The 23,201-nt window shown below is 62.6% G+C and carries 16 protein-coding genes; 7 read left to right on the top strand and 9 right to left on the bottom strand.

Annotated elements, in window-relative coordinates; genetic code table 11:
- Window positions 1-574: 574 nt before the first annotated feature.
- Window positions 575-1,210 carry a LuxR C-terminal-related transcriptional regulator gene (locus DNK10_RS02900; RefSeq protein WP_131190500.1) on the top strand — a complete coding sequence of 212 codons (636 nt, stop codon included), beginning with the start codon at window positions 575-577 and terminating at the stop codon, window positions 1,208-1,210.
- 14 nt (window positions 1,211-1,224) lie between these two features.
- Here DNK10_RS02900 and DNK10_RS02895 read toward each other — a convergent pair whose 3' ends face one another.
- Window positions 1,225-2,856 (bottom strand): hybrid sensor histidine kinase/response regulator, encoded by a 1,632-nt coding sequence (locus DNK10_RS02895; protein WP_131190499.1) that lies wholly within the window; start codon window positions 2,854-2,856, stop codon window positions 1,225-1,227.
- 190 nt (window positions 2,857-3,046) lie between these two features.
- Here DNK10_RS02895 and DNK10_RS02890 point away from each other — a divergent pair, with 190 nt between their 5' ends.
- A complete protein-coding gene (locus DNK10_RS02890; protein ID WP_131190498.1) occupies window positions 3,047-3,430 on the top strand; it encodes a hypothetical protein in 384 nt (127 codons plus the stop codon).
- A 199-nt stretch (window positions 3,431-3,629) separates the two neighbouring features.
- Here DNK10_RS02890 and glyA read toward each other — a convergent pair whose 3' ends face one another.
- Entirely contained in the window at window positions 3,630-4,883 is a 1,254-nt protein-coding gene (gene glyA / locus DNK10_RS02885; protein WP_131190497.1) for a serine hydroxymethyltransferase, read from the bottom strand.
- Window positions 4,884-5,022: 139 nt separating this feature from the next.
- Entirely contained in the window at window positions 5,023-9,201 is a 4,179-nt protein-coding gene (locus tag DNK10_RS02880) for a sensor domain-containing protein (RefSeq protein ID WP_131190496.1), read from the bottom strand.
- A 728-nt stretch (window positions 9,202-9,929) separates the two neighbouring features.
- Between DNK10_RS02880 and ettA the strand changes: the two genes are divergently transcribed.
- The 5 genes from ettA to DNK10_RS02850 all read left to right on the top strand — a co-directional run bounded on the left by ettA (window position 9,930) and on the right by DNK10_RS02850 (window position 18,300).
- Entirely contained in the window at window positions 9,930-11,594 is a 1,665-nt protein-coding gene (gene ettA / locus DNK10_RS02870) for an energy-dependent translational throttle protein EttA (RefSeq protein WP_131190495.1), read from the top strand.
- 289 nt (window positions 11,595-11,883) lie between these two features.
- Complete coding sequence (locus tag DNK10_RS26285; RefSeq protein ID WP_279635811.1) at window positions 11,884-12,918, top strand: methyl-accepting chemotaxis protein; 1,035 nt, start codon at window positions 11,884-11,886, stop codon at window positions 12,916-12,918.
- Between the two features lie 314 nt (window positions 12,919-13,232).
- Entirely contained in the window at window positions 13,233-14,567 is a 1,335-nt protein-coding gene (gene gdhA / locus DNK10_RS02860) for an NADP-specific glutamate dehydrogenase (RefSeq protein ID WP_131190493.1), read from the top strand.
- Window positions 14,568-15,055: 488 nt separating this feature from the next.
- Entirely contained in the window at window positions 15,056-15,520 is a 465-nt protein-coding gene (locus DNK10_RS02855; RefSeq protein WP_131190492.1) for a hypothetical protein, read from the top strand.
- 257 nt (window positions 15,521-15,777) lie between these two features.
- Window positions 15,778-18,300, top strand: a complete 2,523-nt coding sequence (locus tag DNK10_RS02850; protein WP_131190791.1) for a sulfite reductase flavoprotein subunit alpha — start codon at window positions 15,778-15,780, stop codon at window positions 18,298-18,300.
- A gap of 52 nt (window positions 18,301-18,352) precedes the next feature.
- Here the strand turns inward: DNK10_RS02850 and DNK10_RS02845 are convergent, their stop codons facing one another.
- The 6 genes from DNK10_RS02845 to DNK10_RS02820 all read right to left on the bottom strand — a co-directional run bounded on the left by DNK10_RS02845 (window position 18,353) and on the right by DNK10_RS02820 (window position 23,157).
- A complete protein-coding gene (locus DNK10_RS02845; protein ID WP_131190491.1) occupies window positions 18,353-18,766 on the bottom strand; it encodes a VOC family protein in 414 nt (137 codons plus the stop codon).
- A gap of 158 nt (window positions 18,767-18,924) precedes the next feature.
- Window positions 18,925-19,893: a peptide ABC transporter ATP-binding protein gene (locus DNK10_RS02840; protein WP_131190490.1), complete on the bottom strand. Its 969-nt coding sequence runs from the start codon at window positions 19,891-19,893 to the stop codon at window positions 18,925-18,927.
- On the bottom strand, window positions 19,893-20,867 hold the full coding sequence (locus DNK10_RS02835) for an ABC transporter ATP-binding protein (RefSeq protein ID WP_131178671.1): 975 nt from the start codon (window positions 20,865-20,867) through the stop codon (window positions 19,893-19,895). The genes DNK10_RS02840 and DNK10_RS02835 overlap by 1 nt, the downstream gene beginning before the upstream one ends.
- Before the next feature lie 162 nt (window positions 20,868-21,029).
- Window positions 21,030-21,935 (bottom strand): ABC transporter permease subunit, encoded by a 906-nt coding sequence (locus tag DNK10_RS02830; protein WP_131178672.1) that lies wholly within the window; start codon window positions 21,933-21,935, stop codon window positions 21,030-21,032.
- A complete protein-coding gene (locus tag DNK10_RS02825) occupies window positions 21,932-22,135 on the bottom strand; it encodes a hypothetical protein (protein ID WP_131190489.1) in 204 nt (67 codons plus the stop codon). The genes DNK10_RS02830 and DNK10_RS02825 overlap by 4 nt, the downstream gene beginning before the upstream one ends.
- A gap of 11 nt (window positions 22,136-22,146) precedes the next feature.
- A complete protein-coding gene (locus DNK10_RS02820) occupies window positions 22,147-23,157 on the bottom strand; it encodes an ABC transporter permease subunit (protein WP_131178674.1) in 1,011 nt (336 codons plus the stop codon).
- Window positions 23,158-23,201 lie beyond the last annotated feature (44 nt).

Raw genomic sequence — 23,201 nt, 5'->3', positions numbered from 1 at the left:
AAGCCTGCCTTCGACTTCGGTAGGCGCGCACTCAAGTCTAAAGCACTCCCTCTAATAGCGCTAAGCATTCGCTGCGGGTCAATGCCTGAGCCCACACGACCAAGTGCACCTGCGCAGGCATACCCCGATGGGAAAGCAAAACCGGATCGTTTTTCAGTACAAAGAACAGTACACTGGCGGTACAGTGCTCAGCTTTTAAAGATTTCTCTCAATTACGCTAAACCCCCTCTACGGCGCTGCTTTCAACTAATTGTACCTACGCTAACCTATGTACGGTTTCACTAGGCTTGCAGCGTTTCTAGGCAACTCATAATCCTTTGGTTCACGGTTCGAGTCCGCGTGGGCCCACCATCTTGAAAGCCGCGCACTGCGCGGCTTTTTCATGTCTATGAACTCTCAGGTCAAATCTCTCGCCAAAGGCCGGATCTTTTTTCACACGACCTGACGACCTATGCTGCTTGGCAGGCGTTCGGGCCGAACGGTGAACCGCCCCCATCCGTGCCATATTGAGAACCAGGCGCTGGCGTCACCATGGATATGACCTTAGTCTGAGACCATGATGGAAACGCCCACTATGATCGAACGATCCCGGCAAGACCGCATCATCGTGGCCGATGATCATCCGGTTTTTCGCGAAGGCCTGAGCCGCATCGCGCAGCGCGTCTTTCCCCATGCCTGCATTTTCGAGGCGGGTGACATGGACGAGGTACTCGACTTGGCCCATGCCGGTGTGGCGCCCAGCCTGTTCATGCTCGATCTGTTGTTTCCGGGGCAATCACCGCATGCCATTGGTGCGTTGCGCCAGAGGTTTCAGCGCAGTTCGATCGTGATCGTGTCGATGGTCGACAATCGCGAGCTGATCGACGAGGTGATGGCGGCTGGTGCGGATGGCTTCATCGGCAAGGCGACTCCTCCCGATGAAATCGCCGATGCGTTGCTGGCGGTGCGTGCGGGCGATTTCGTCCTCAGCATGGGCCCGGCTGGCGTGCCGGCCTTTACCGAGGGCAGGCATCTTCTGGAGCAGCTGACACCGCGTCAGCAGGACGTAATGCGGCTTCTGGTGCGCGGCCTGTCGAACAAGGAAATCGCCCGTCAGTTGGACATCTCTCCCTTTACCGTACGCATCCATGTCTCTTCGTTGCTGCGCACACTGGACGTCAGCACCCGCGCAGCCGCAGCCGCCAAGGCGGCCAAGGCCGGGCTGCGCTGAAACGTCAACAGGCCCTAGACAGCCCGTGATTTGAGTTTGAGCGCCACCAGCAGCGAGCGCAGTTCGGCGGGTTGCACGGGCTTGGGCAATACCGGAATGTTCTCGTCGCCCAACTGCTCCTGCACACGGCGCACGTCGTGTCCGGTCATGATGATGGCGGGAACGTTTCGGCCACTGAGTGCGCGCATATGGTTGATGCAGTCAGCGCCGGACGTCTCGCGGCCGAGGTCGAAGTCGGTGACCAGCAGATCGAAGTCAGGCGACGCATCGGGTAGCGAAGTGAAGGTTGCGACATCGCAGCCCCACTTTTTCAGCAGGGTCGCGGTGGCCAGCAGTACGTTCTGGTCATCCTCGATCAGGCACACCCGCAAGCCATCCAGCATGCGCGGTGATTGGTTGCTGCCCTGTGCCGGGGCGGCGTTCTCGGCCGGTGCCGCTGCCCGTTGCAGGCCGTCGATTGCCGCGAGTGTGCCGCGGCCCTCCACGGAGCGAATCCGAATGCGCATGTCCATCAACGTGGCCAGCCGCCTGACGATGGTCAGCCCCAGGCCCATGCCCTCTACATCACTGTCGCGTGCCTGACGCACGCGGTAGAACTCTTCGAATATGTTGTCGAGATGCCCTTCTGCGATACCGCGGCCTTTGTCGTACAGCTCGATGGACAGGCCCGTGCCTCTGCGCCGACAGCCGATCAGCACTGGCTGCCCGGGTGCGTACTTCAAGGCGTTGGAGAGCAGGTTCTGCAGCATGGTGGTCAGCAGCCCATGATCGGCGCGCACGTACACCGGCGGGCAGTGCAGACGAATATCGACTCCGGCCCAGCGAGCCGCCTCGGCATTCTGCTGGATCAGTTGCTGCAGCAGAGTGTACAGCGGCAGGGTTTCCATCTGCGGCACCACCTTGCCGCTGTCCAGGGAGTACATATCGAGAATCGAGCGGAACAGGCGGGCGACGCTATGCAGCGATTTGTCGATGTTTTCCACCAGGCGCCGCTGCTCGTCGCCCAGGCTGCTGTCGCGCAGGCAGGCGGTGAACAGGCTGATGGAATGAATGGGCTGGCGCAGATCGTGGCTGGCCTGGGCCAGGAACTGTGACTTGGCCAGGTTGGCTGCCTGCTCGGCCTCGGTGGCCAGGCGCGAGCGCTTGAGCAGGGCGTGCATGTAGGCCGGTACCATCAGGGTGGTGAGCAACAGGGTGATGATCAGATAAGGCTGCGACTGCCAGTAGGCCGAGGTGCTGGCGATCAGCACCAGCGAGATCGTCGCCAGAAGGGTCGCCAGCAGCAGGTAACCCGAACCGTAACGCAAGCCATAGCCGACGGTGACCCAGATCAGGATCGCGTAGACCGGCAGCATGGCCGCGCCACCCGCGGCAATGGTCAGCGTGATGCAGATATAGTCGCCGAGCATGGTGAGCACGCGCCGCGCCGGCCGGTTGCCGGGGCGGCGCGTGATGTCGACCCATAGCGCCAGGGCGGCGGCAAAGAACAGCGACCCCAGCGATAGGATCTGCCAGGCCAGTTCTGTCGCGATGATGGATTGCTGGTAGAGCAGCAGCATGTAGCAGATCGCGATTGGCGCGATGATCAGGCGCACGACCGCCTGAGCACGCTCGACGTCGTACGTGGGGGAGGCGGTCGCGAACATAGAGATTCCCTGGCGATGCATCTGATCCTGGCCCACCATAGGCCGCAGCCACTCGAAGGTGCAAGACGCTATCGGCGGTGCAAAGTGCCTTTAGCACACCCGTACTATTCCGCCGCAAATATACCCTTCCTAGAATCCTGAGCATCGCTTCGGCAACGGGTCGGAGCTCAGTGATCACGGAAAATGTCACATGAGCATCAAAGGAACGATTGGAACTCTACTCATTGCACCGATGCTGGCCACACTCGCAGGGTGCCTGCCGCAGAACACGCAAACCCAGGGGCTGCAAAATACCCAACTGTCGAACGCCAACGCGCCTTGCACGCCGACTACCACCGATAACCTGATCTCCACTGGCCGCAGCCTGCTGAGCATCGCGAACTCCGTGCTGGAAACTCAGCAAAGCTTCAATGGCAGCTCCACCAACTACAGCCAGCGCATGCAGGCTGCGGAGAAAGCCCAGAAGGTCAACCAGGGCAACGATGTACTGGACAATGTCGAGAGCATGACGGCTGGCCTCGGTGCCAACGCTCCTTGCACTGCCGCAGCAGCACCGGCTGCTACTGCGCGTTGATCATGATTGGGGGATGATCTGCCCGGTCATCCTTCACTTATTGGCTGTGAACCGGCAGGCTGTAGGATGGGTGGAAACCCATCACAATCGTTTCGATGGGTTGTCACCTGCGCGGCCCGACCCATCCTACGGTCTGTGATTTTTCACAGGCATGAAAAAGCCCGGCATCAGCCGGGCTCTTCGTTTGCAGCGTTAGCGCTTACTTGCCGTAAACCGGCAGTTTGGCGCAGATGGCTTTGACCTTTTCACGGACGGCGTCGATCACCGCTTCGTTGTTCAGGTCGGCCAGGATGTCGCAGATCCAGCCAGCCAGTTCCTTGCACTCGGCTTCCTTGAAGCCACGAGTGGTGACGGCCGGAGTGCCGAAGCGCAGGCCGGAGGTCACGAACGGGGAGCGTGGGTCGTTTGGCACCGAGTTCTTGTTGACGGTGATGAAGGCTTTGCCCAGTGCGGCGTCGGCGTCCTTACCGGAGATTTCCTGCTTGATCAGCGAGAGCAGGAACAGGTGGTTTTCGGTACCGCCGGAGACGACGTCGAAACCACGCTCGATGAATACGCCGGCCATGGCCTGGGCGTTCTTCACGACCTGCTGCTGGTAGGCCTTGAACTCAGGCTGCAGCGCTTCCTTGAAGCAGATCGCCTTGGCGGCGATGACGTGCTCCAGCGGGCCGCCCTGGGCGCCCGGGAATACCGCGGAGTTGAGCTTCTTCTCGATGTCGGCGTTGGCCTTGGCGAGGATCAGGCCGCCGCGCGGGCCGCGCAGGGTCTTGTGGGTGGTGGTGGTTACCACGTCGGCGAACGGCACCGGGTTCGGGTACACGCCAGCGGCGACCAGGCCGGCTACGTGGGCCATGTCGACGAACAGGTAGGCACCTACCTTGTCGGCGATGGCGCGGAAGCGCGGGAAGTCGAGAATCTGCGAGTAGGCGGAGAAACCGGCGACGATCATCTTCGGCTTGTGCTCGACAGCCAGACGCTCGACTTCGTCATAGTCGATCAGGCCGTTGCCGTCGATGCCGTACTGCACGGCGTTGTACAGCTTGCCGGACGAGGACACGCTGGCGCCGTGGGTCAGGTGACCGCCATGGGCCAGGCTCATGCCGAGGATGGTGTCACCGGCGCTCAGCAGGGCCAGGTAGACAGCAGCGTTGGCCTGGGAACCGGCGTGTGGCTGGACGTTGGCGTAATCGGCGCCAAACAGCTCCTTGGCGCGGTCGATGGCCAGCTGCTCGACCACGTCGACGTACTCGCAGCCGCCGTAGTAGCGCTTGCCCGGGTAGCCTTCGGCGTACTTGTTGGTCAGCACCGAGCCCTGGGCTTCCATGACCGCCGGGCTGGTGTAGTTTTCCGAGGCGATCAGCTCGATGTGCTCTTCCTGGCGCAGAGCTTCTTGCTGCATGGCTTCGAAGAGCTCGGCGTCGTACTTGGCAATGGTCAAATCACGGCTGAACATGGCAATCCCCTGAGAGTCAGCTGGGCGGATGAAATAGGGTGCGGATTCTAGCGCATCCGAGCTGGCGAGGCATATGAAGCGTGATCATGGGCAGGATAAGCGGCGCTCACGCTCTGCCCGCGCGACGATTTTTGCGGCGCTACTCGAGTATGAACAGGCTGCGGCCGCAGAATTTCGCCTCGAACTGGTGGGTAGGCATCGGTCGGCCGAGCAGATAGCCCTGCACCTCGTCGCACTCGTGGTTGCGCAGGAAGTCGAGCTGCTCCTGGGTTTCCACGCCCTCGGCGATCACCGTCATGTTCAGGCTGTGGGCCATGGCGATGATGGCGCGGGCGATCTGCCCGTCCTGCTCGCCCTGGGGCAGGCCGTCGACGAAGCTGCGGTCGATCTTCAGCACATCGATGGGGAACTGCTTGAGGTAGTTGAGCGACGAGTAGCCGGTGCCGAAGTCGTCGATGGCGATGCACAGGCCCAGGTTCTTCAGGTCGTTGAGGGTCTGCATGGCGGCTGCCACGTCCTGCATGAGGATGCTTTCGGTCAGCTCCAGCTCCAGGCAGGCCGCGGGAATGCGGCTATGGCCGAGGATGCGTTCGATGCGCTGGTGCAGGTCGCCGTCGCTGAACTGACGGGCCGACAGGTTCACCGAGATCTTCGGCACGCGGATCTTGTGGTGGTGCCAGATGCTCAACTGGCGGCAGGCTTCGGAGAGCACCCAGTCGCCGACTTCGACCACCAGCCCGAGTTCTTCGAGCACCGGGATGAACGCTTCCGGGGCGACCAGGCCGCGCTTGGGATGCTGCCAGCGCAGCAGTGCCTCGACGCCGGTGAGGCGTTTGCCGTTGCCAGAGAACTGCGGCTGGTAGTGGAGCAGGAACTCGCCCTGTTCCAGCGCGTGGCGCAGGTCGCCTTCCAGCTCCAGGCGCTCCAGGGCGCTGGCGTTCATGTCCGCCTGGTAGAACTGGAAGTTGTTCTTGCCGCGTTCCTTGGCGTGGTACATCGCGGTGTCGGCGTTCTTCATCAACTGACTCAGCTCGTTGCCGTCCTGGGGGCTGAGGGCGATGCCGATGCTGGCGGTGACGAAGAATTCGCGGCCTTCCAGCACGAAGGCGCGGGCCAGGCTGGCGAGAATCTGTTCGGCGACGTGGATGGCCCGATGCAGGGCGACGTCGCGGCTGCCGTTGGATTGCAGCAGCAGGGTGAATTCGTCGCCGCCCATGCGTGCCACGGTGTCGTCTTCGCCGACACAGGCGGCCAGGCGAATCGCCACGTCCTTGAGCATGCGGTCGCCGGCGGCGTGGCCCAGGGAGTCGTTGATCGGCTTGAAGCGGTCAAGGTCGAGGAACATCAGCACCACCCACTCGCGATGCCGCTCGGCATGCTGCAGGGCGGTGTGCAGGCGATCCTGGAACAGGGTGCGGTTGGGCAGCTGGGTCAGGGCATCGTAGTAGGCCAGGCGGTGGATGCGCTGTTCGCTGGCCTTGCGCTCGCTGATGTCGCTGAAGAAGCACACGTAGCTGACCAGGTCGCCTTCTTCGTCGTGTACCGCAGTGATGCCGACCCAGGCCGGGAAGTGCTCGCCGTTGAGCCGCTTCAGCCAGATCTCGCCTTCCCAGGTGCCGCGCTGGTGGAGCTGGGACAGTACGTAGTTCAGGTGATTGTTTTTCTGGCTGTCGGCGGTGAGCATGCCCGGCAACTGGTCGAGCACCTGCTCGGAGCTGTAGCCACTGACCCGGCTGAAGGCATTGTTGACCTGAACGATGTAGCCCGCCGGATCGGTGACCAGAATCGCCGCCGTGGAGTGCTCGAATACCGTGGCCGCCATGCGCAGGTCTTTCTCGGCGCGGCGCTGCTGGGCAATATCGCGGCCGACACCGAGCAGGCCCTCGAAGCGTCCGTTGTCGTCCCACATCGGCACCAGGCGCAGCTCCACCGGGATCTTGCGACCATCGGCGCGCAGGCAGTCGAAGACGAACAGCTGTGGCGTCAGCTTCTGCCGCAGTTCGTGCATGTGCTGGGGGATGCCGAGGGCAGAGCGAATACGTTCGAGCAGGGCGTAGATGCCGACCAGTTGCTGCGGGTTGGTGGCCAGGCCTTCGAAGCCGTGCTTCTGCACCCACTGCGGGGCATAACCGAGCACCGTCTGTACCGATGGGCTGATGTAGTTGAGGTTCAACTGGCTGTCGGTAGAGCAGATCACGTCGCTGATGCTTTCGGCCAGCATGCGGTAGCGCTGTTCGTCGTCACGTAGCGATTCGTTGCGGGCGATCTGCTCGGTGATGTCCTTGGCCACGCCGATCAGGCGGCTGACCCAGCCGTTGCTGTCTCGCGAGAGCGCCTGTTCGGTGATGCTGAGCCAGCGCCAGGAGCCATCCTGGTGACGCGCGCGGAACTGCGATTCGAGCAGCACGCCGTTGCTCAGCACGGTTTGCAGGTTGCGCACGCGCCCGTACAAGTCGCTATCGTCGGGGTGGATGATACGTTTCCAGAAACCGTCGCCCTGGGTTTTCACGAAGGCGGGGTCGTAACCCAGCTTGGGGCCGATGTCGTGATTGCTGAACAGCAGGGTGCGCGATGGGATGTCGTTGACGTAGAGGGTGTCCGGCACCGCACGCACCACTTCCGACCAGAAGCGCTCACGCTCGACCAGAGACAGCTCCATGCGCTTGCGGCTGGTGATGTCGCTGATACTCAAGGCTACGGCGTGCAGATCCTGCGAGCTTTCCGGCAGCCGCATCACCAGCCACAGATGGCGGACGATGCCGTTGGCACCCTCGATATGGCTTTCCAGCTCCAGGTGGCCACCGCCGTCGAGCAGGGCGGCGCCGAGTTGGGCACGGAAGCCGTTCGGGTTCACGGCGCCACGGTTGATCAACTGTTCCCAGGCCTGTTCGGGCGTGCTGACGCCGAGCAGGCGCAGAGCGATCTGATTGGTTTCGGTGACGCGAATGTGCCGGAGCAATTCGCCATGGCGCTGCGGGTTGTACTGCAGCCAGGGCTGCAACTGGGTGCCACTGTTCAGCCCTTCTTCACGCAGAAAGTGATAGAGCCCGGCAAGGTCGAGTACGCAAAGGGCGGTGCCGGTACCGTCGAAGATGTCCTGATAACGTCGTCGGGTTTCCTGCAGCACGCGGGTGGCCTGCTGCTCTTCGGTGACGTCACGCAGTACCCAGACGAAGCCCAGATGGCGATTTTCGTCGCCCAGGTCGCTGCGGGTGATGGTGAACAGGCGTATATCACCGTTCTGGCGGATCTCCACCAGATCCGGGCCGAGGTCGCTGTGGAATGCCGTGGCGTGCAGCAACAACGGGTCGAGGCGCGGCAGCAGCTCCAGCAGGTGCCATTCACGGGCGTACCGGTTGGTCAGGCCGAACAGTGTCTCGGCCTGCGGGTTCAGGTAAGTCAGGCGACCACTGCTGTCGGTCACCAGTACCCGCTCCTCGATAACGCTCAAGGCACTGGCGGCTTGATGCAGCGAGCGTCGCGACGCCGCATTGAGGGCGTGCAGGTGGCTTTGTTCACGCACCAGGCGATAGAGGGCGAACAGGGCGAGCAGGGTGCAAAGGGTGAACAGCAGGAACTTGCCGGCCATTTCCGGCAGCGCCTGAGCCTGTACCTTGCGCTCGTCGAGCATGGCGCGCAGTTGCCAGTCGGAGCCGGGCAGGCCTTGCAGGAAAAGGGTCTGCGCCTGGTTGGCCGCTGTGACCATCGGGTAGCTGCGCTCCTGTGGGCTTATGCCACGCGAGTCGGCGATCACCCGTTCGCTGATGGTGTCTTCCAGCAACCAGGGGAAATCGCTTTGGCGGCTATTCAGCAGCCAGCTCTTCAGGGCATTGGCGTTCAGGCGCAGCGCCCAGTAGCCATCATCCGTGGGGGTGTGCAGTAGCAGATAGATGCGGCCATCGTCCTGCGGGTCGAATGCGTAGTGATAGGTCTGGTTGGCGCTACGCCCGGCCAGTTCGGCAAGCAATTGATGGTCGGTGCTGTGTGGCGCGCTGTCATGCAGCGGGCGACCGATGGCATCCAGGTGGGCGATGCTTTGCAGGGAGGGGAAGACTACGCGCAGATTATCCAGGTAGCGGTCATGCGGCGTGCTGGCGGGTTCTTCAGGGTTGCGCGTAGCATTGAGCACAGCGCGCCCGGCGTTGGCCATGGAGCTCATGCTCAGGCCCAGTTGATTGGCCAACTGCTCGCTCACGGCAAGGTTGAGCGCGCGCTGGTTATCCTTCAATTGGCGGAATTCGAGCTGCAACTGCCACAGCAGCAACACCAGAAGCCCCAGCACCAGTATCACCAGAGCGCCTTTGAATGAACGGCGCATGGGCACAATCAGTGGATCGCGGTGGGGGCGCGTGATCTTGGGCGCTGACACGTGATGAAGTCCTGCAACGGCGGGGGTAAAGAAGGCAGGTGATGCTGTTGAAAAGGTTAAAACAGGGGGCGTCTGCTTCTCAGGGCGGCTAGCATGCCACACTTATGGCCAAGTGCCATCCCTGGTGGTGCGTGTCCTGCGTTTGTCGGCTCTTTCTAGTCGCCGCAAGATCACCGAAAATGTATTTCCGTCGGCTGCTGCAGCTCTCCGAGGTTGTCTCTTTATATGTGCTGCAGTACTCGCTGGCTTCTGCCTCGGGATTGAACCGCTGTCGAGCGCATAGGTTAGGGTCTGCTGACATTTCAGCACGACCGCGCCGGAGCCCGTTTTGCCGCGAGGCAAGGCGCGAGCCGCGAAGTTTGGCGGGCCAAATGAGCCGGCGAGAAACGCAGCATCGCGGCAAAACGGGCCCGGCCCTGCGGGTTGCGCGGGAAATCTCGCCATGCGTCGTTGGAGGACTTGAAAAGGGAATGCCATTCCCTGCGTCCTCCGCCTAGCCTGGCGAGATTTCTCGCGGCAACGCGGCTTGTGCTGAAACGTCAGCAGACCCTAGTCTTGCCGTTCAGCGTGCGAGCTGCAGGATCGTTCGCCCGGCGCGGCATTTCTCCGTTTGCGTGACGCATCGTCTTCGCATAGGGTGCGCGCCATCGTTGCCATTTATTAGTGAGGTCTGAATTTTGGCTCAATACGTCTACACCATGCATCGGCTGAGCAAGGTCGTGCCGCCGAAGCGCGAGATCCTCAAGAACATCTCCCTGTCGTTCTTCCCGGGTGCCAAGATCGGCGTGCTCGGCCTGAACGGCGCGGGTAAGTCGACCCTGCTGCGCATCATGGCCGGGGTAGACACCGAGTTCGACGGCGAAGCCCGTCCGATGCCGGATATCAATGTCGGCTACCTGCCGCAGGAGCCGCAGCTCGACCCGAACAAGACCGTGCGTGAAGTGGTCGAGGAAGCCGTGAGTGGCATCAAGGACGCCCAGGCGCGTCTGGATGAGGTATACGCTGCCTACGCCGAGCCGGATGCCGACTTCGACAAGCTGGCCGCCGAGCAGGCCAAGCTGGAAGCCATCCTGCAGGCCAGCGACGGTCATAACCTGGAGCGCCAGCTGGAAGTCGCCGCCGACGCCCTGCGTCTGCCGGCCTGGGATGCCAAGGTCGAGCACCTGTCCGGTGGCGAGAAGCGCCGTGTGGCCCTGTGCCGCCTGCTGCTGTCGGCCCCGGACATGCTGCTGCTGGACGAACCGACCAACCACTTGGACGCCGACTCGGTGGCCTGGCTGGAGCGTTTCCTCCACGATTTCCCCGGCACCGTGGTAGCCATTACCCACGACCGTTACTTCCTCGACAACGTCGCTGGCTGGATTCTCGAACTCGACCGCGGCGCGGGCATCCCGTACGAAGGCAACTATTCCGGCTGGCTGGAGGCGAAATCGTCCCGCCTGGCTCAGGAATCCAAGCAGCAGTCGGCCCATGAAAAGGCCATGAAGGAAGAGCTGGAGTGGGTGCGCAAAGGTGCCAAGGCCCGCCAGTCCAAGTCCAAGGCTCGTCTGCAGCGCTTCGAGGAAATGCAGTCCCAGGAATTCCAGAAACGTGCCGAGACCAACGAGATCTACATCCCGGCCGGTTCGCGTCTGGGTGACAAGGTCATCGAGTTCAAGAACGTCACCAAGGGCTACGGCGACCGCGTACTGGTCGAAGACCTGTCGTTCAGCGTGCCCAAAGGCGCCATCGTCGGCGTGATCGGCGGTAACGGTGCCGGTAAGTCGACCCTGTTCCGCATGCTGATGGGCAAGGAAACCCCGGACTCCGGCAGCATCGAGATCGGCGACACCGTGCAACTGGCCTGCGTGGATCAGAGCCGTGATGACCTGGACGGCAGCAAGACCGTGTGGGAAGCCGTTTCCGATGGGCTGGATCAGATCAAGATCGGCAACTACGAAGTGCAGTCGCGTGGCTACGTTGGCCGCTTCAACTTCAAGGGCGCCGACCAGCAGAAGTTCGTCAAGGATCTCTCCGGTGGTGAGCGTGGTCGCCTGCACCTGGCGCTGACCCTGAAAGAAGGCGCCAACGTCCTGCTGCTCGACGAACCGTCCAACGACCTCGACGTGGAAACCCTGCGCTCGCTGGAAGACGCGCTGCTGGACTTCCCTGGCGCCGCCATCGTGATCTCTCACGATCGCTGGTTCCTGGATCGCGTGGCGACCCACATCCTCTCCTACGAGGACGACGGCGTGCTGTTCTTCGAAGGCAACTACACCGAGTACGAAGCCGACCGCAAGAAACGCCTCGGCGACGCCGCCGCCCAGCCACACCGGGTACGGCACAAGAAGCTGGCGCAGTAAGCGCTGCCATGAAAGAACGGAGCCACTGGCTCCGTTTTTTTATGCCTGAAGAATTGGCGAGCGCTCTTCAGGCGGCAGCATCATTGTCCGGCGTGGCTCGGCAGCGACCCTAGCTGTTCAACCGCTGCACTTTCGGATAAAAATCTGCACCAGGCGAACCGGTGCCAGCCAAGCTGGCATATTCCCGGCAAGAGCGAAAACAGCTCCCGCCCGTATCGTGTTGTTCTGTTTTGTCTGCCCCATCCATCTGCGTAGGCATGACTACAAAATGATAGAACCGGAACGGATAGTGGCGTTGTCACACGACGTCGAAGTACTGGCGGGGCGCGGTATCAACGACATCCAGAAGATCACCCAGCAGACCCGCCTGCTGGCGATCAACGCCTTGATCGAGGCGGCGCATGCGGGCGAGGCGGGGCGCGGCTTCGCGGTCGTGGCCGAGGAGGTGAAGGCCATCTCCGAGCGTATCACCGGCATCGCCGCGAGCCTCACCCGCGATCTGCAGAGTGCCGTCAGCGAGCTGTCCGAACTCGGCCGTGGCATGTGCTTCGATGTTCGTGGCCAGCGCCTGGCCGACCTTTCGCTGAACATGATCGAGATCATCGACCGCAACCTCTACGAACGCTCCTGCGACGTACGCTGGTGGGCGACGGACGCTTCCCTGGTCGAAGCGCTGTGCCTGCGCACAGCCGAAGCATGCGCCCATGCGAGCCAGCGCCTGGGCGTTATCCTGAGCGCCTATACGGTCTATCTCGACATCTGGCTCACCGACACCGAAGGGACGATCATCGCCTCGGGTCGCCCGGACACCTACCGCCGGGTACCGGGCGCTGATGTCTCGCAGGCCGACTGGTTTCAGGCGGCCATGCGCCATCGCGACGGAGATCAGTACCATGCCGGTGCCGTACAGCAGGAGCTGCTGCTGGAGAACGCCCGTAGCTGCATATTCAGCGCTGCCGTGTTCGGTGGCGCGCAGGGGCGCGAGCGCATCGGCACGATAGGTATCCTGTTCGACTGGCAGAACCAGGCGCGTTCCGTCATCGACGGTATCCGCTTGAGCGACGAAGAGCGCGCCCGCAGCCATCTGATGCTGGTGGATGCCCAGCACCGCCTCATCGCCAGCTCGGATCCGAAAGCGCAGCTGGGCACGTCGATCGCCTTGCAACTCCGCCAGGATCAGAAGACTGGCTACTGCTCGCTGAACGATCACACCATTCAGGCCTATTCCTTGACGCCCGGGTTCGAAACCTACGCCGGCCTGGGCTGGTATGGCGTGATCGAGCAGCGCTTGCCAAGCCAGGAGCCTGGGGCGCCGGACATATGATTCTGGCGGCCCCGGCTTCTGGAGTGGACGATTGGCGCGGAGTCACCAGGCGCTTGCCACTGCCTGATTCGTCTCGCGATTTGGCGTGGTCGGGTTGGGCAGGTGTGGGGTAATGAGTGCGCCTTTTTGGTGCTCTTATGTTCTTTAGTCGTGCGTTATAGCCCAGGTATTTATGGGGGTTTTGGCGATTAATTTATAGTTAGGCACCAAAAAGTTTCATCAAGGCGTCATTTTGCTCTTTTTAAGTGCGAGTTGTTCTTGCTAGAGTCGCGGCCAATTCAACCTGCGGCGCAGCAAGACGCCAGGACTCCGCCATGACCCTTTCCGTAGACCGTTTTCTCGACCGCCTGAAACAGCGCGACCCCGATCAGCCCGAATTCCATCAGGCGGTGGAAGAGGTGTTGCGTAGCCTTTGGCCGTTCCTCGAGGCCAATCCTCACTATCTGGAAGCCGGGATCGTCGAGCGTATCGTCGAGCCCGAGCGGGCTGTGTTGTTCCGGGTGCCGTGGGTCGACGATGCGGGCAGGGTACAGGTCAATCGCGGCTTCCGCGTGCAGATGAACAGCGCCATCGGTCCCTACAAGGGTGGCCTGCGTTTTCATCCGTCGGTGAACCTGAGCGTGCTCAAGTTCCTGGCCTTCGAGCAGACGCTGAAGAACTCCCTGACCTCGCTGCCCATGGGCGGCGGCAAGGGCGGCTCGGACTTCGACCCGAAGGGCAAGAGCGACGCCGAGGTGATGCGTTTCTGTCAGTCGTTCATGAGCGAGCTGTACCGCCATATCGGTGCGGATCTCGACGTGCCTGCCGGTGATATCGGCGTTGGCGCGCGGGAGATCGGTTTCCTGTTCGGCCAGTACAAGCGCCTGTCCAACGAGTTCTCCTCGGTGCTCACCGGCAAGGGGCTGAGCTACGGCGGCAGCCTGATCCGCCCGGAGGCGACCGGCTACGGCTGCGTATATTTCGCCGAGGAAATGCTCAAGACCCGCGGTCGCAGCTTCGACGGCCAGCGTGTGGCTATCTCCGGCTCTGGCAACGTGGCGCAGTATGCGGCGCGCAAGGTGATGGAATTGGGCGGGCAGGTGATTTCGCTGTCCGACTCCGAAGGCACGCTTTACGCCGAAGCGGGTTTCAGCGAGCAGCAGTGGCAGGATCTGATGGTGCTGAAGAACCAGAAGCGCGGGCGTCTCCGTGAACTGGAAGGCGGCGGATTGCGCTTCCAGGCCGGCCAGCGGCCGTGGAGCCTGGCGTGCGATATCGCCCTGCCATGCGCGACGCAGAACGAGCTGAACCTGGAAGACGCGCGCACGCTACTTGGCAATGGCTGCGTGTGCGTGGCCGAAGGCGCCAATATGCCGACCACACTGGACGCGGTGGATCTGTTCATCGAGCACGGCGCCCTGTTCGCGCCGGGTAAGGCTTCCAACGCTGGTGGCGTCGCGGTCAGCGGTCTGGAAATGTCGCAGAACGCCATGCGCCTGCACTGGAGCGAAGGCGAGGTGGACGAGAAGCTGCACGGCATCATGCAGTCCATTCACAATGCCTGCGTGCGTCATGGCCAGAGCGATGGGCAGGTCAATTACGTCAAGGGTGCCAATATCGCCGGCTTCGTCAAAGTGGCCGATGCGATGCTGGCCCAGGGCGTGGTTTAGGCGCATCACGCGCAGCAGGGCATCCTGCTGCGCTACCTGATTTTCTGGCCAGGCCGGGCGGCCATCGCCCTGATTGAACTAGTGTAGCGTCACACATCAAATGTCGTATCCGATCGATTGGGCTGAGTGGTCACTCAAAGGCGATAGCGGACGTAGGGTGGATGACGCTCTTTTCATCCACCATTGCGATCACAGAGCGGTGGACGGGTCGGGCCGCGTAGGTGAAGCGTCGTCCACCCTACGAAAGGTCGCTTGCGCCACATAGCTGCCATCCCACATTACGGGTCACATCGACCACCCTAGCAGCCAAACACATCCCTTTGCGTCGAACGGAACGGCCGCTCGCTGTGCGTTCTGGTTGGCAAAAAACACTCAACCATCTGCCGCTGTCACGACTCTTACACACAAGAGGATGAAAATGCCTCCCCGTTGCGGCAACAGGATGTCGTCGCGGGTCAGAACAAAGCTGGTTTAACGAGAGTCGTGTAATGAAATCGATCCCTGGAATGCTCGAAGGCGCAATGGCCGTCCGCTTCTATCAGAGTGTGAATGGCCCGTTTCCCATCGAAGTCGGCGCCGCAGTGCCTGGCTCCAGCATGTCCGCCATCATCAAGCCGACTGCCGGTGTGGCGGTGCTCGACCCCATGAGTGAAGAAGATCTCGGGCTTTCGCTGCTCGAAGCTGAAGCCACCGGTCTGGTGCCGGAAAAGGTCTGTGATCAGCTCAACGCCTTTCTCGGTGGCCGTCGTGTCAATTGCACCAGCAGTGCCGAGGTCGAGGCGATCGGTCATCTGTTCCAGGCCTGCGCTATCGAGCCGGAGTTCGACCTGGCGACGCTGGATGCTGCCGCCCTGTACCTGCCCAAGGCGTTGCCGGTCGATCAGTACCCGGAAACCATCGCCCGGGATCTCTTCATCCTGGCCAAGCCTTGCGAGCCACGCCGCCTCCGCTGAGTAATGCAGCCGCTTCGCCATCAACGTCGCATCAAGCCTTTACATAGGTAAAGATGCGAATATATGTTGCATGATAATTGTTATCGAATAGACTCGCCTTTTTTATGGCCCAGCGTGATCCGAGGCCTATCAGCTGACGGCTCAGCCCCGCCCATGCCCCGCGCTGGCGGGGTTTTGTGTGTCCAGAGGGTGAGTTTCGCCACCTGAACACCAACTGATTCCCTCGATCGCGGCGCGTGTTTTCAGAGTCGATTCCGGTGTTCAAGAAAATCCTCTTCCAGTTGCATTGGTTGCTCGGCATCAGTGCCGGCCTGGTGCTTGCCCTGATGGGCGTGACCGGCGCGCTGTACAGCTTTCAGGAGGAAATCCTGCTGGCGATAAACCCGCAGATGGCGGTGACGGCGCAGCCGGGGTCGGTGCTCGAACCGGGGGAGATGATCGAGCGTTTGCAGGCCCAGGGCATCAGTGTCTCCGGCCTCTACGTGGATACCGAAGGCGGTCAGCCAGCGCGGATTTTCCTGACGCCACCGCCGGGAGAGCGACGCGGCGGCGTGCGCTTCGTCGATCCTTATACCGCCGAATCGCTGGGCGAGCCGCGCGGCGTGGCGTTCTTCGGCCTGATGCTGCAACTGCATCGTTTCCTCGCCATGGGCCAGACCGGCCGGCAGATCACCGGCGCCTGTACGATTGCCCTGGTGTTCTTCTGCCTGTCCGGGCTTTACCTGCGTTGGCCGCGGCGGGCGTTGAGCTGGCGTGCCTGGCTGACGTTCGACTGGGCCAAGAAGGGCCGCGCTTTCAATTGGGATCTGCATGCCGTGGTCGGCACTTGGTGCCTGCCGGTGTACCTGTGTGCGGCGCTGACGGGCTTGTATTGGTCTTACGACTGGTACCGCAGCGGCCTGGAAACCCTGCTCAGCGATACGCCGCGGGTAGCAGGCGAGGAGCGCGGGCGACGTGGGCCGCCTGCGACTGGCCAGCCGATGCCCGAGGTGGATTATGCCAATCTCTGGCAGGGCATCCGCCAAACCGCTGGCGACAAGCTGGGTGTCTACAGCCTGCAACTGCCCAATGCAGCCGGCCAGCCGGCACGGGTGTCCTTCAGGCTGCGCGATGCCGAGCACACTCGCGCCTTCAATCAGATGCAGCTCGACCCGCTGACGGGTGAAACCAGACAGGTGGAGCGTTACGCCGACAAGTCGTTCAAGGCGCAGCTGCTGGCCAGCGTTTACGCCCTGCATACCGGCGAGTATTTCGGCATGACCGGGCGGGTGTTGGTAATGGCCGCCAGCCTGCTGATGCCAGTGTTCTTCATCACCGGCTGGCTGCTGTATCTGGATCGCCGCCGCAAGAAGCGTGCGGCACTGGCGGCGCGGCAGGCGCTCGGTGGTAGCGAGGGCGGTGAGTCCTGGTTGGTCGGGTTCGCCAGCCAGAGCGGCTTCGCCGAGCAACTGGCCTGGCAGACTGCGGGCCAATTGCAGGCCGCGGGTATGACGGTAGAGGTGCAGCCGCTGGCGCGGATCGATACCGCCAAGCTGAGCGCCACGCCCCGCGCGCTGCTGGTTCTCAGTACCTTCGGTGATGGCGAGGCGCCGGACAGCGCCCGCGGTGTCGAGCGCCAGTGGCTCGCTGCAACACTGAAACTGCCAGGCCTGCGCTATGCGGTTCTGGCCCTTGGCGATCGTCAGTACAGCCAATTCTGCGGTTTCGCCCGGCGCCTCGATGACTGGCTGACCAGTCGCGGTGCCTCGCGTCTTGGCGAGCGTATCGAGGTCGACGGTGATGATGAAGAAGCGCTGCTCAATTGGCAGCGGCAACTGGCGGAACTGACCGGCGTGCAGCCGCTTCCCGTGCAGCAGGTGCCGTTCGGTGGTTGGGTGTTGCGTGAGCGTCAGTGCCTGAATCCTCACGGGCAGGGGCAGAGCACCTGGCTGATCGGCTTGCTGCCGCCCGCCGATGCTTCATGGGAAGCGGGCGATATCCTGGAAATTCTGCCGCGCAACAGCGAGGCGCAGGTTCATCGCTGGTTGCACGACCATGGGATGCAGGCGCTGGCGTCTGCCGCCGTCGACCCTTTGGGTCATGCGCTATGCGAGGCCCTGACCGCACGCCAGTTGCCGTACAGCGCCAGCCACCTGGTCGGCCTGCATGCCCAGGCGCTGCTGGATGCACTGGTGCCGCTGCCGAGCCGCGAGTATTCCATCGCTTCGCTGCCCGCCGATGGCAGGCTGGAACTGATCGTGCGCCAGCAACACCTGGCCAACGGTGAGCTGGGCGCGGGCTCCGGTTGGTTGACCGAGCACCTGCCCGTTGGCGGGCAACTGCTGGCGCGGGTACGGCGCAACAGCGGTTTTCATGCACCGACGGATGATCGACCAATGATCCTGATCGGCAATGGCACGGGGTTGGCCGGCCTGCGCAGCCTGCTCAAGGCGCGCATCGCGGCTGGTCATTCACGCAACTGGCTGCTGTTCGGCGAGCGCAGCGCCGAGCACGATTTCTACTGCCGCGAGGAGCTGCAAGGCTGGTCGAATGGCGACCAGTTGCAGCGCCTGGATCTGGCCTTCTCGCGGGATCAGGCGCAGCGCATCTACGTGCAGGATCGCCTGCGTGAAGCCGCCGACGAACTACGTGCCTGGATGCGGAACGGCGCAGCCATCTATGTATGCGGCAGTTTGCAAGGCATGGCGGGCGGCGTGGATCGCGCTCTGCGTGAGGTGCTGGGCGACGCAGCTGTCGACGAGTTGCTCGAGCAGGGGCGTTATCGACGGGATGTTTACTGACCGGCTGGGTGAGTGACAAGGCGTCATTCACCCAGTTGTGGGAGTCAGTCGTTCAATTTTCCGGCAGACTATGGTTGATCATCCAGGAAACACCGAAGCGGTCGGTGAGCATGCCGAAACGTTTGGCCCAGAAGGTTTCCGCCAGTGGCATCTGGATGCTACCGCCTTGCGCCAGCGCGCCAAACAGGCGTTGCGCTTCGTCGATGCTGTCGACGTTGAGGCTGATGGAAAAGCCTTGGAAGCCATTGCCAGGATGCGTCGGTAGCGAGTCGGAGCCCATCAGTTGTTGCTCACCCACCTGCAGGCAGACGTGCATGATCCGCTGGTGGAACTCGGCCGGCACCTCGTCGCGCGCGGGACTCTCGCCGAAGCGAAACAGGCTGAGCTGGGCGCCGAGCACCTCGGCATAACGGTTGAAGGCAGCTTCGCAGTCGCCGTCGAAGATCAGGTAGCTATTGATGCGCATCGTCGCTGTTCCGTGTGCAGGGTGGCTATGAAGTCATAGACCAGATCCGTCACGCGAGCCGCTGCAGGCGACGAAGCGCAGTAGGCCGTAATGCTTGTTTCATTGCTCGGCCAATGGCGTCTGTACAGCGCCTGGTATTTGTAACGTGCTCCCCGTTTCTAGTTGATCTGTTCCGCATGATGGCAGGCAACCTGACGGCCATCGAGCGGACGTAGCAGGGGAAGTTCTTCCTGGCAGCGTTCGGTGGCGTAAGGACAGCGTTTGTGGAAGGCGCAGCCTGAGGGCGGATTCAGCGGGTTGGGCAGTTCGCCGACGATCTTGATCTTGGGTTTGGCCGGATCGGGGTGGATGGTCGGCGTGGCCGACAGCAGCGCCTTGGTGTACGGGTGCAGCGGGCGTTCGTAGATACGCTCGCTGGGGCCGATTTCCGCCGGGCGGCCGAGGTACATCACCAGCACGTCGTCCGCTACATGGCGCACCACCGAGAGGTTGTGGGAGATGAACACGTAACCGGTCTTGAACTCTTCCTGCAGATCCATGAACAGGTTGAGCACCTGGGCCTGGATCGACACGTCCAGTGCCGAGGTTGGCTCATCGGCCACCAGCACCTTGGGCGTGAGCATCATGGCGCGCGCCAGTGCGATGCGCTGACGCTGGCCACCGGAGAACATGTGCGGGTAGCGTTGGTAATGCTCGGGGCGCAGGCCGACCTGGCTCATCATCGCCTGCACCTTCTCGCGGCGTTCGGCGCGGGAAAGACTGGTGTTGATCTGCAGCGGTTCGGCCAGTTGGTCGCCGATCTTCTGCCGTGGGTTGAGCGAGGCGTAGGGGTTCTGGAACACCATCTGCACGTCTCGGCGCAGTTGCTTGCGGGTCTGCCGGCTGGCGCCGGCGACTTCCTGGCCGGCGATCTGCAGCGAGCCCGAGGAGGGCTCTTCGATCAGTGTCAGGGCGCGGGCCAGGGTGGATTTGCCACAGCCGGATTCACCGACCACGGCCAGGGTCTTGCCGGCTTCCAGTTCGAAGGACACGCCATTGAGCGCCTGCACCGTGGCGCTGGGTTTGAAAAGCCCCTGGGACACGGAGTAGTGGCGCGTCAGTTGGCGTGCGGTCAGGACGGTCGTCATCACGCCACCTCGGCATTCAGATTGAGCGGAAAATAGCAGCGCACGGCACCGCGCTCGTGGGGTTCCAGAGCCGGGCGGCGTTCACGGCAGCTCGGCTGCACGTACGGGCAACGCGGCGACAGCAGGCAACCGATGGGACGGTCGTAGCGCCCTGGCACTATGCCGGGCAGGGTCGACAGGCGAGTGGCGCCCAGGCTGTGTTCGGGGATCGCCTTGATCAGCGCTTCGGTATACGGGTGGGTTGGCGCATCGAACAGTGCCGGTACCTGGCCCAGTTCCACGGCCTGGCCGGCGTACATCACGCAGACGCGGTTGGCGGTTTCGGCGACCACGGCCAGGTCGTGGGTGATCAGCACCAGGCCCATGTTCTGCTCGCGTTGCAGGTCGAGCAGCAGTTCCATGATCTGTGCCTGGATGGTCACGTCCAGGGCGGTGGTCGGCTCGTCGGCGATCAGCAGTTTGGGCTCGGCAGCAATCGCCATGGCGATTGCTACGCGCTGGCTCATGCCACCGGACAGCTGGTGCGGGTAGGCCTCGAGGCGGCTGGCCGCGCCGGGGATCTCCACCCGCTCGAGCAGTTGCAGGGCGCGCTGCCGTGCCGCCTTGCCCTTGAGGCCGAGGTGCTGGCGCAGCACTTCCTCGATCTGGAAACCGACGGTAAAGCTGGGATTCAGGGCCGTCATCGGATCCTGGAAGATCATCGACAGATCCTTGCCGACGATATGCCGACGTTGCCGACCCTTGAGTTTGAGCATGTCGGTGCCATCGAAGATCAGGCGGTCGGCGCGGACGATGCCAGGGGCGTCGATCAGGCCCATCAGCGCCATCATGGTTACCGATTTGCCGGAGCCGGATTCGCCGACGATGGCCAGCACTTCACCCTTGTCGACGCTCAGGTCGAGGCCATCGACCACCGGCACGGCGTTGGCGTCGCCGAAGCGTACGCTGAGGTTACTGATTTCCAGCAGGCTCATCGGGTGGCCTCCGTCTGATAGCGAGGTGCGGCCATGGTGGATGAAAAGAGCGTCATCCACCCTGCAGGGTTCCTAGTGGAGCGTAGGATGGGTGACAACCCATCGATTGGATGATGGGTTATCACCCATCCTACGGATTGGGGGGTGTTCATGGCGGCCTCCTCAGATCGCGTTCTTGAGCTTCGGATCCAGCGCATCGCGCAGGCCGTCGCCCATCAGGTTGATCGCCAGTACGCTGAGCAGGATCGCCAGCCCCGGCAGGGTCACCACCCACCAGGCGCGCTCGATGTAGTCGCGCGCCGAGGCCAGCATGGTGCCCCATTCGGGGGTCGGCGGTTGCACACCAAGGCCGAGGAAGCCCAGGGCGGCAGCGTCGAGGATCGCCGAGGAAAAGCTCAGGGTCGCCTGCACGATCAGCGGCGCCATGCAGTTGGGCAGCACGGTGATGAACATCAGCCGCGGCAGGCTGGCACCGGCCAGGCGTGCGGCGGTGACGTAGTCGCGATTCAGCTCGCCCATCACGGCAGCGCGGGTCAGGCGTACGTAGGAAGGCAGCGAGACGATGGCGATGGCGATCACGGTATTGATCAGGCCTGGGCCGAGGATGGCAACGATGGCCACGGCCAGCAGCAGCGAAGGCAGCGCCAGCATGATGTCCATCAGGCGCATGATCGAAGGGCCCATCAGGCGCGGGAAGAAGCCGGCCACCAGGCCCAGCAGCAAACCGGGAATCAGCGAGATGACCACCGAGGCCAGGCCGATCAGCAGCGACAGGCGTGCACCGTGGATCAGTCGCGAAAGCAGGTCACGACCGACCTCGTCGGTACCCAGCAGGAACTGCCATTGTCCGCCTTCGAGCCATACCGGCGGCGTCAGCAGGGCATCGCGAAACTGCTCGCTGGGCGAGTAGGGCGCGATCCAGGGCGCGAACAGGGCGCAGAACACGATCAGGATCATGAAGCCGAGGCCGGCGACAGCGCCCTTGTTGTGGCTGAAGGCGCTCCAGAATTCCTTCAGCGGCGAAGGGTAGACCAGACTCTGGTCGAGAGGCGTGGTGGTCGAGGTCATGGACGCGCTCCGATTTCTTGCCCTTCGCGATGGTAGTCACGGGGTAGGGTGGATGACGCTTCACCCATCCACCATTGCGGATTGCGGCTGGTGGATGAAAAGAGCCTCATCCACCCTACGAACTGCGGTTTGTTCATGGTGGATGAAAGAAGCGTCATCCACCCTACGGGCTTGATCCAGCAGTGCTGATTCAGGGACATGGGGTACTCCTTCAGCGCTGATGGCGAATGCGTGGGTTGACCAGTCCATACAGGATGTCCACCACGAAGTTGACCAGGATGACCAGGCAGGCGATCAGCAGGATGCCGTTCTGCACTACCGGATAATCACGGGCGCCGATCGATTCGATCAGCCATTTGCCGATACCGGGCCAGGAGAAGATGGTTTCGGTCAGTACGGCGCCGGCCAGCAGCGTGCCGACCTGCAGGCCGAACACCGTCAGCACCGGAATCAGCGCGTTGCGCAGACCGTGCACGAACACCACGCGGGCGGGCGACAGGCCCTTGGCGCGGGCGGTGCGTACGTAGTCTTCACGCAGCACTTCGAGCATCGCCGAACGGGTCATGCGCGCGATCACCGCCAATGGGATGGTGCCCAGCACGATGGCGGGCAGAATCAGGTGGCGCAGGGCATTGCCGAACGCGCCTTCTTCATCGGAGAGCAGGCTGTCGATCAGCATGAAGCCGGTCACCGGTGGAATGTCGTAGAGCAGGTCGATGCGCCCGGACACCGGTGTCCAGCCGAGCCATACCGAAAAGAACATGATCAGCAGCAGACCCCACCAGAAGATCGGCATCGAATAGCCGGTCAGGGAGATGCCCATCACGCCGTGATCGAACAGCGAACCGCGCTTGAGCGCGGCGACTACCCCGGCGATCAGGCCCAGCGTGCCGGCGAACAGCAAGGCGGCCAGCGTCAGTTCCAGGGTGGCGGGAAACAGGGTGGTGAATTCGTCCCATACCGGTGTGCGGGTACGCAGCGATTCGCCCAGATCACCCCGCGCCAGTTGGCTGATGTAGTCGACGTACTGAGCGTACAGCGGCTTGTTCAGGCCCAGGCGCTCCATGGCCTCGGCGTGCATCTGCGGGTCGACGCGGCGCTCGCCCATCATCACTTCCACGGGGTCGCCGGGAATCATGCGAATCAGTGCGAAGGTCAGCAGAGTGACGCCGAAGAAGGTGGGGATCAGCAAGCCCAGGCGGCGCGCAATGAAACTCAGCATTGGGGTAGGTAACTCCTAATCAGGACGGCATCGAGCAGCAGGGA

The organism is Phytopseudomonas daroniae, assembly GCF_004327275.1.
Classification (GTDB): Bacteria; Pseudomonadota; Gammaproteobacteria; order Pseudomonadales; family Pseudomonadaceae; genus Aquipseudomonas; species Aquipseudomonas daroniae.
Note: the sequence above shows the minus strand (reverse complement) of the source record. Positions and strands in the feature narration are given on the sequence as shown.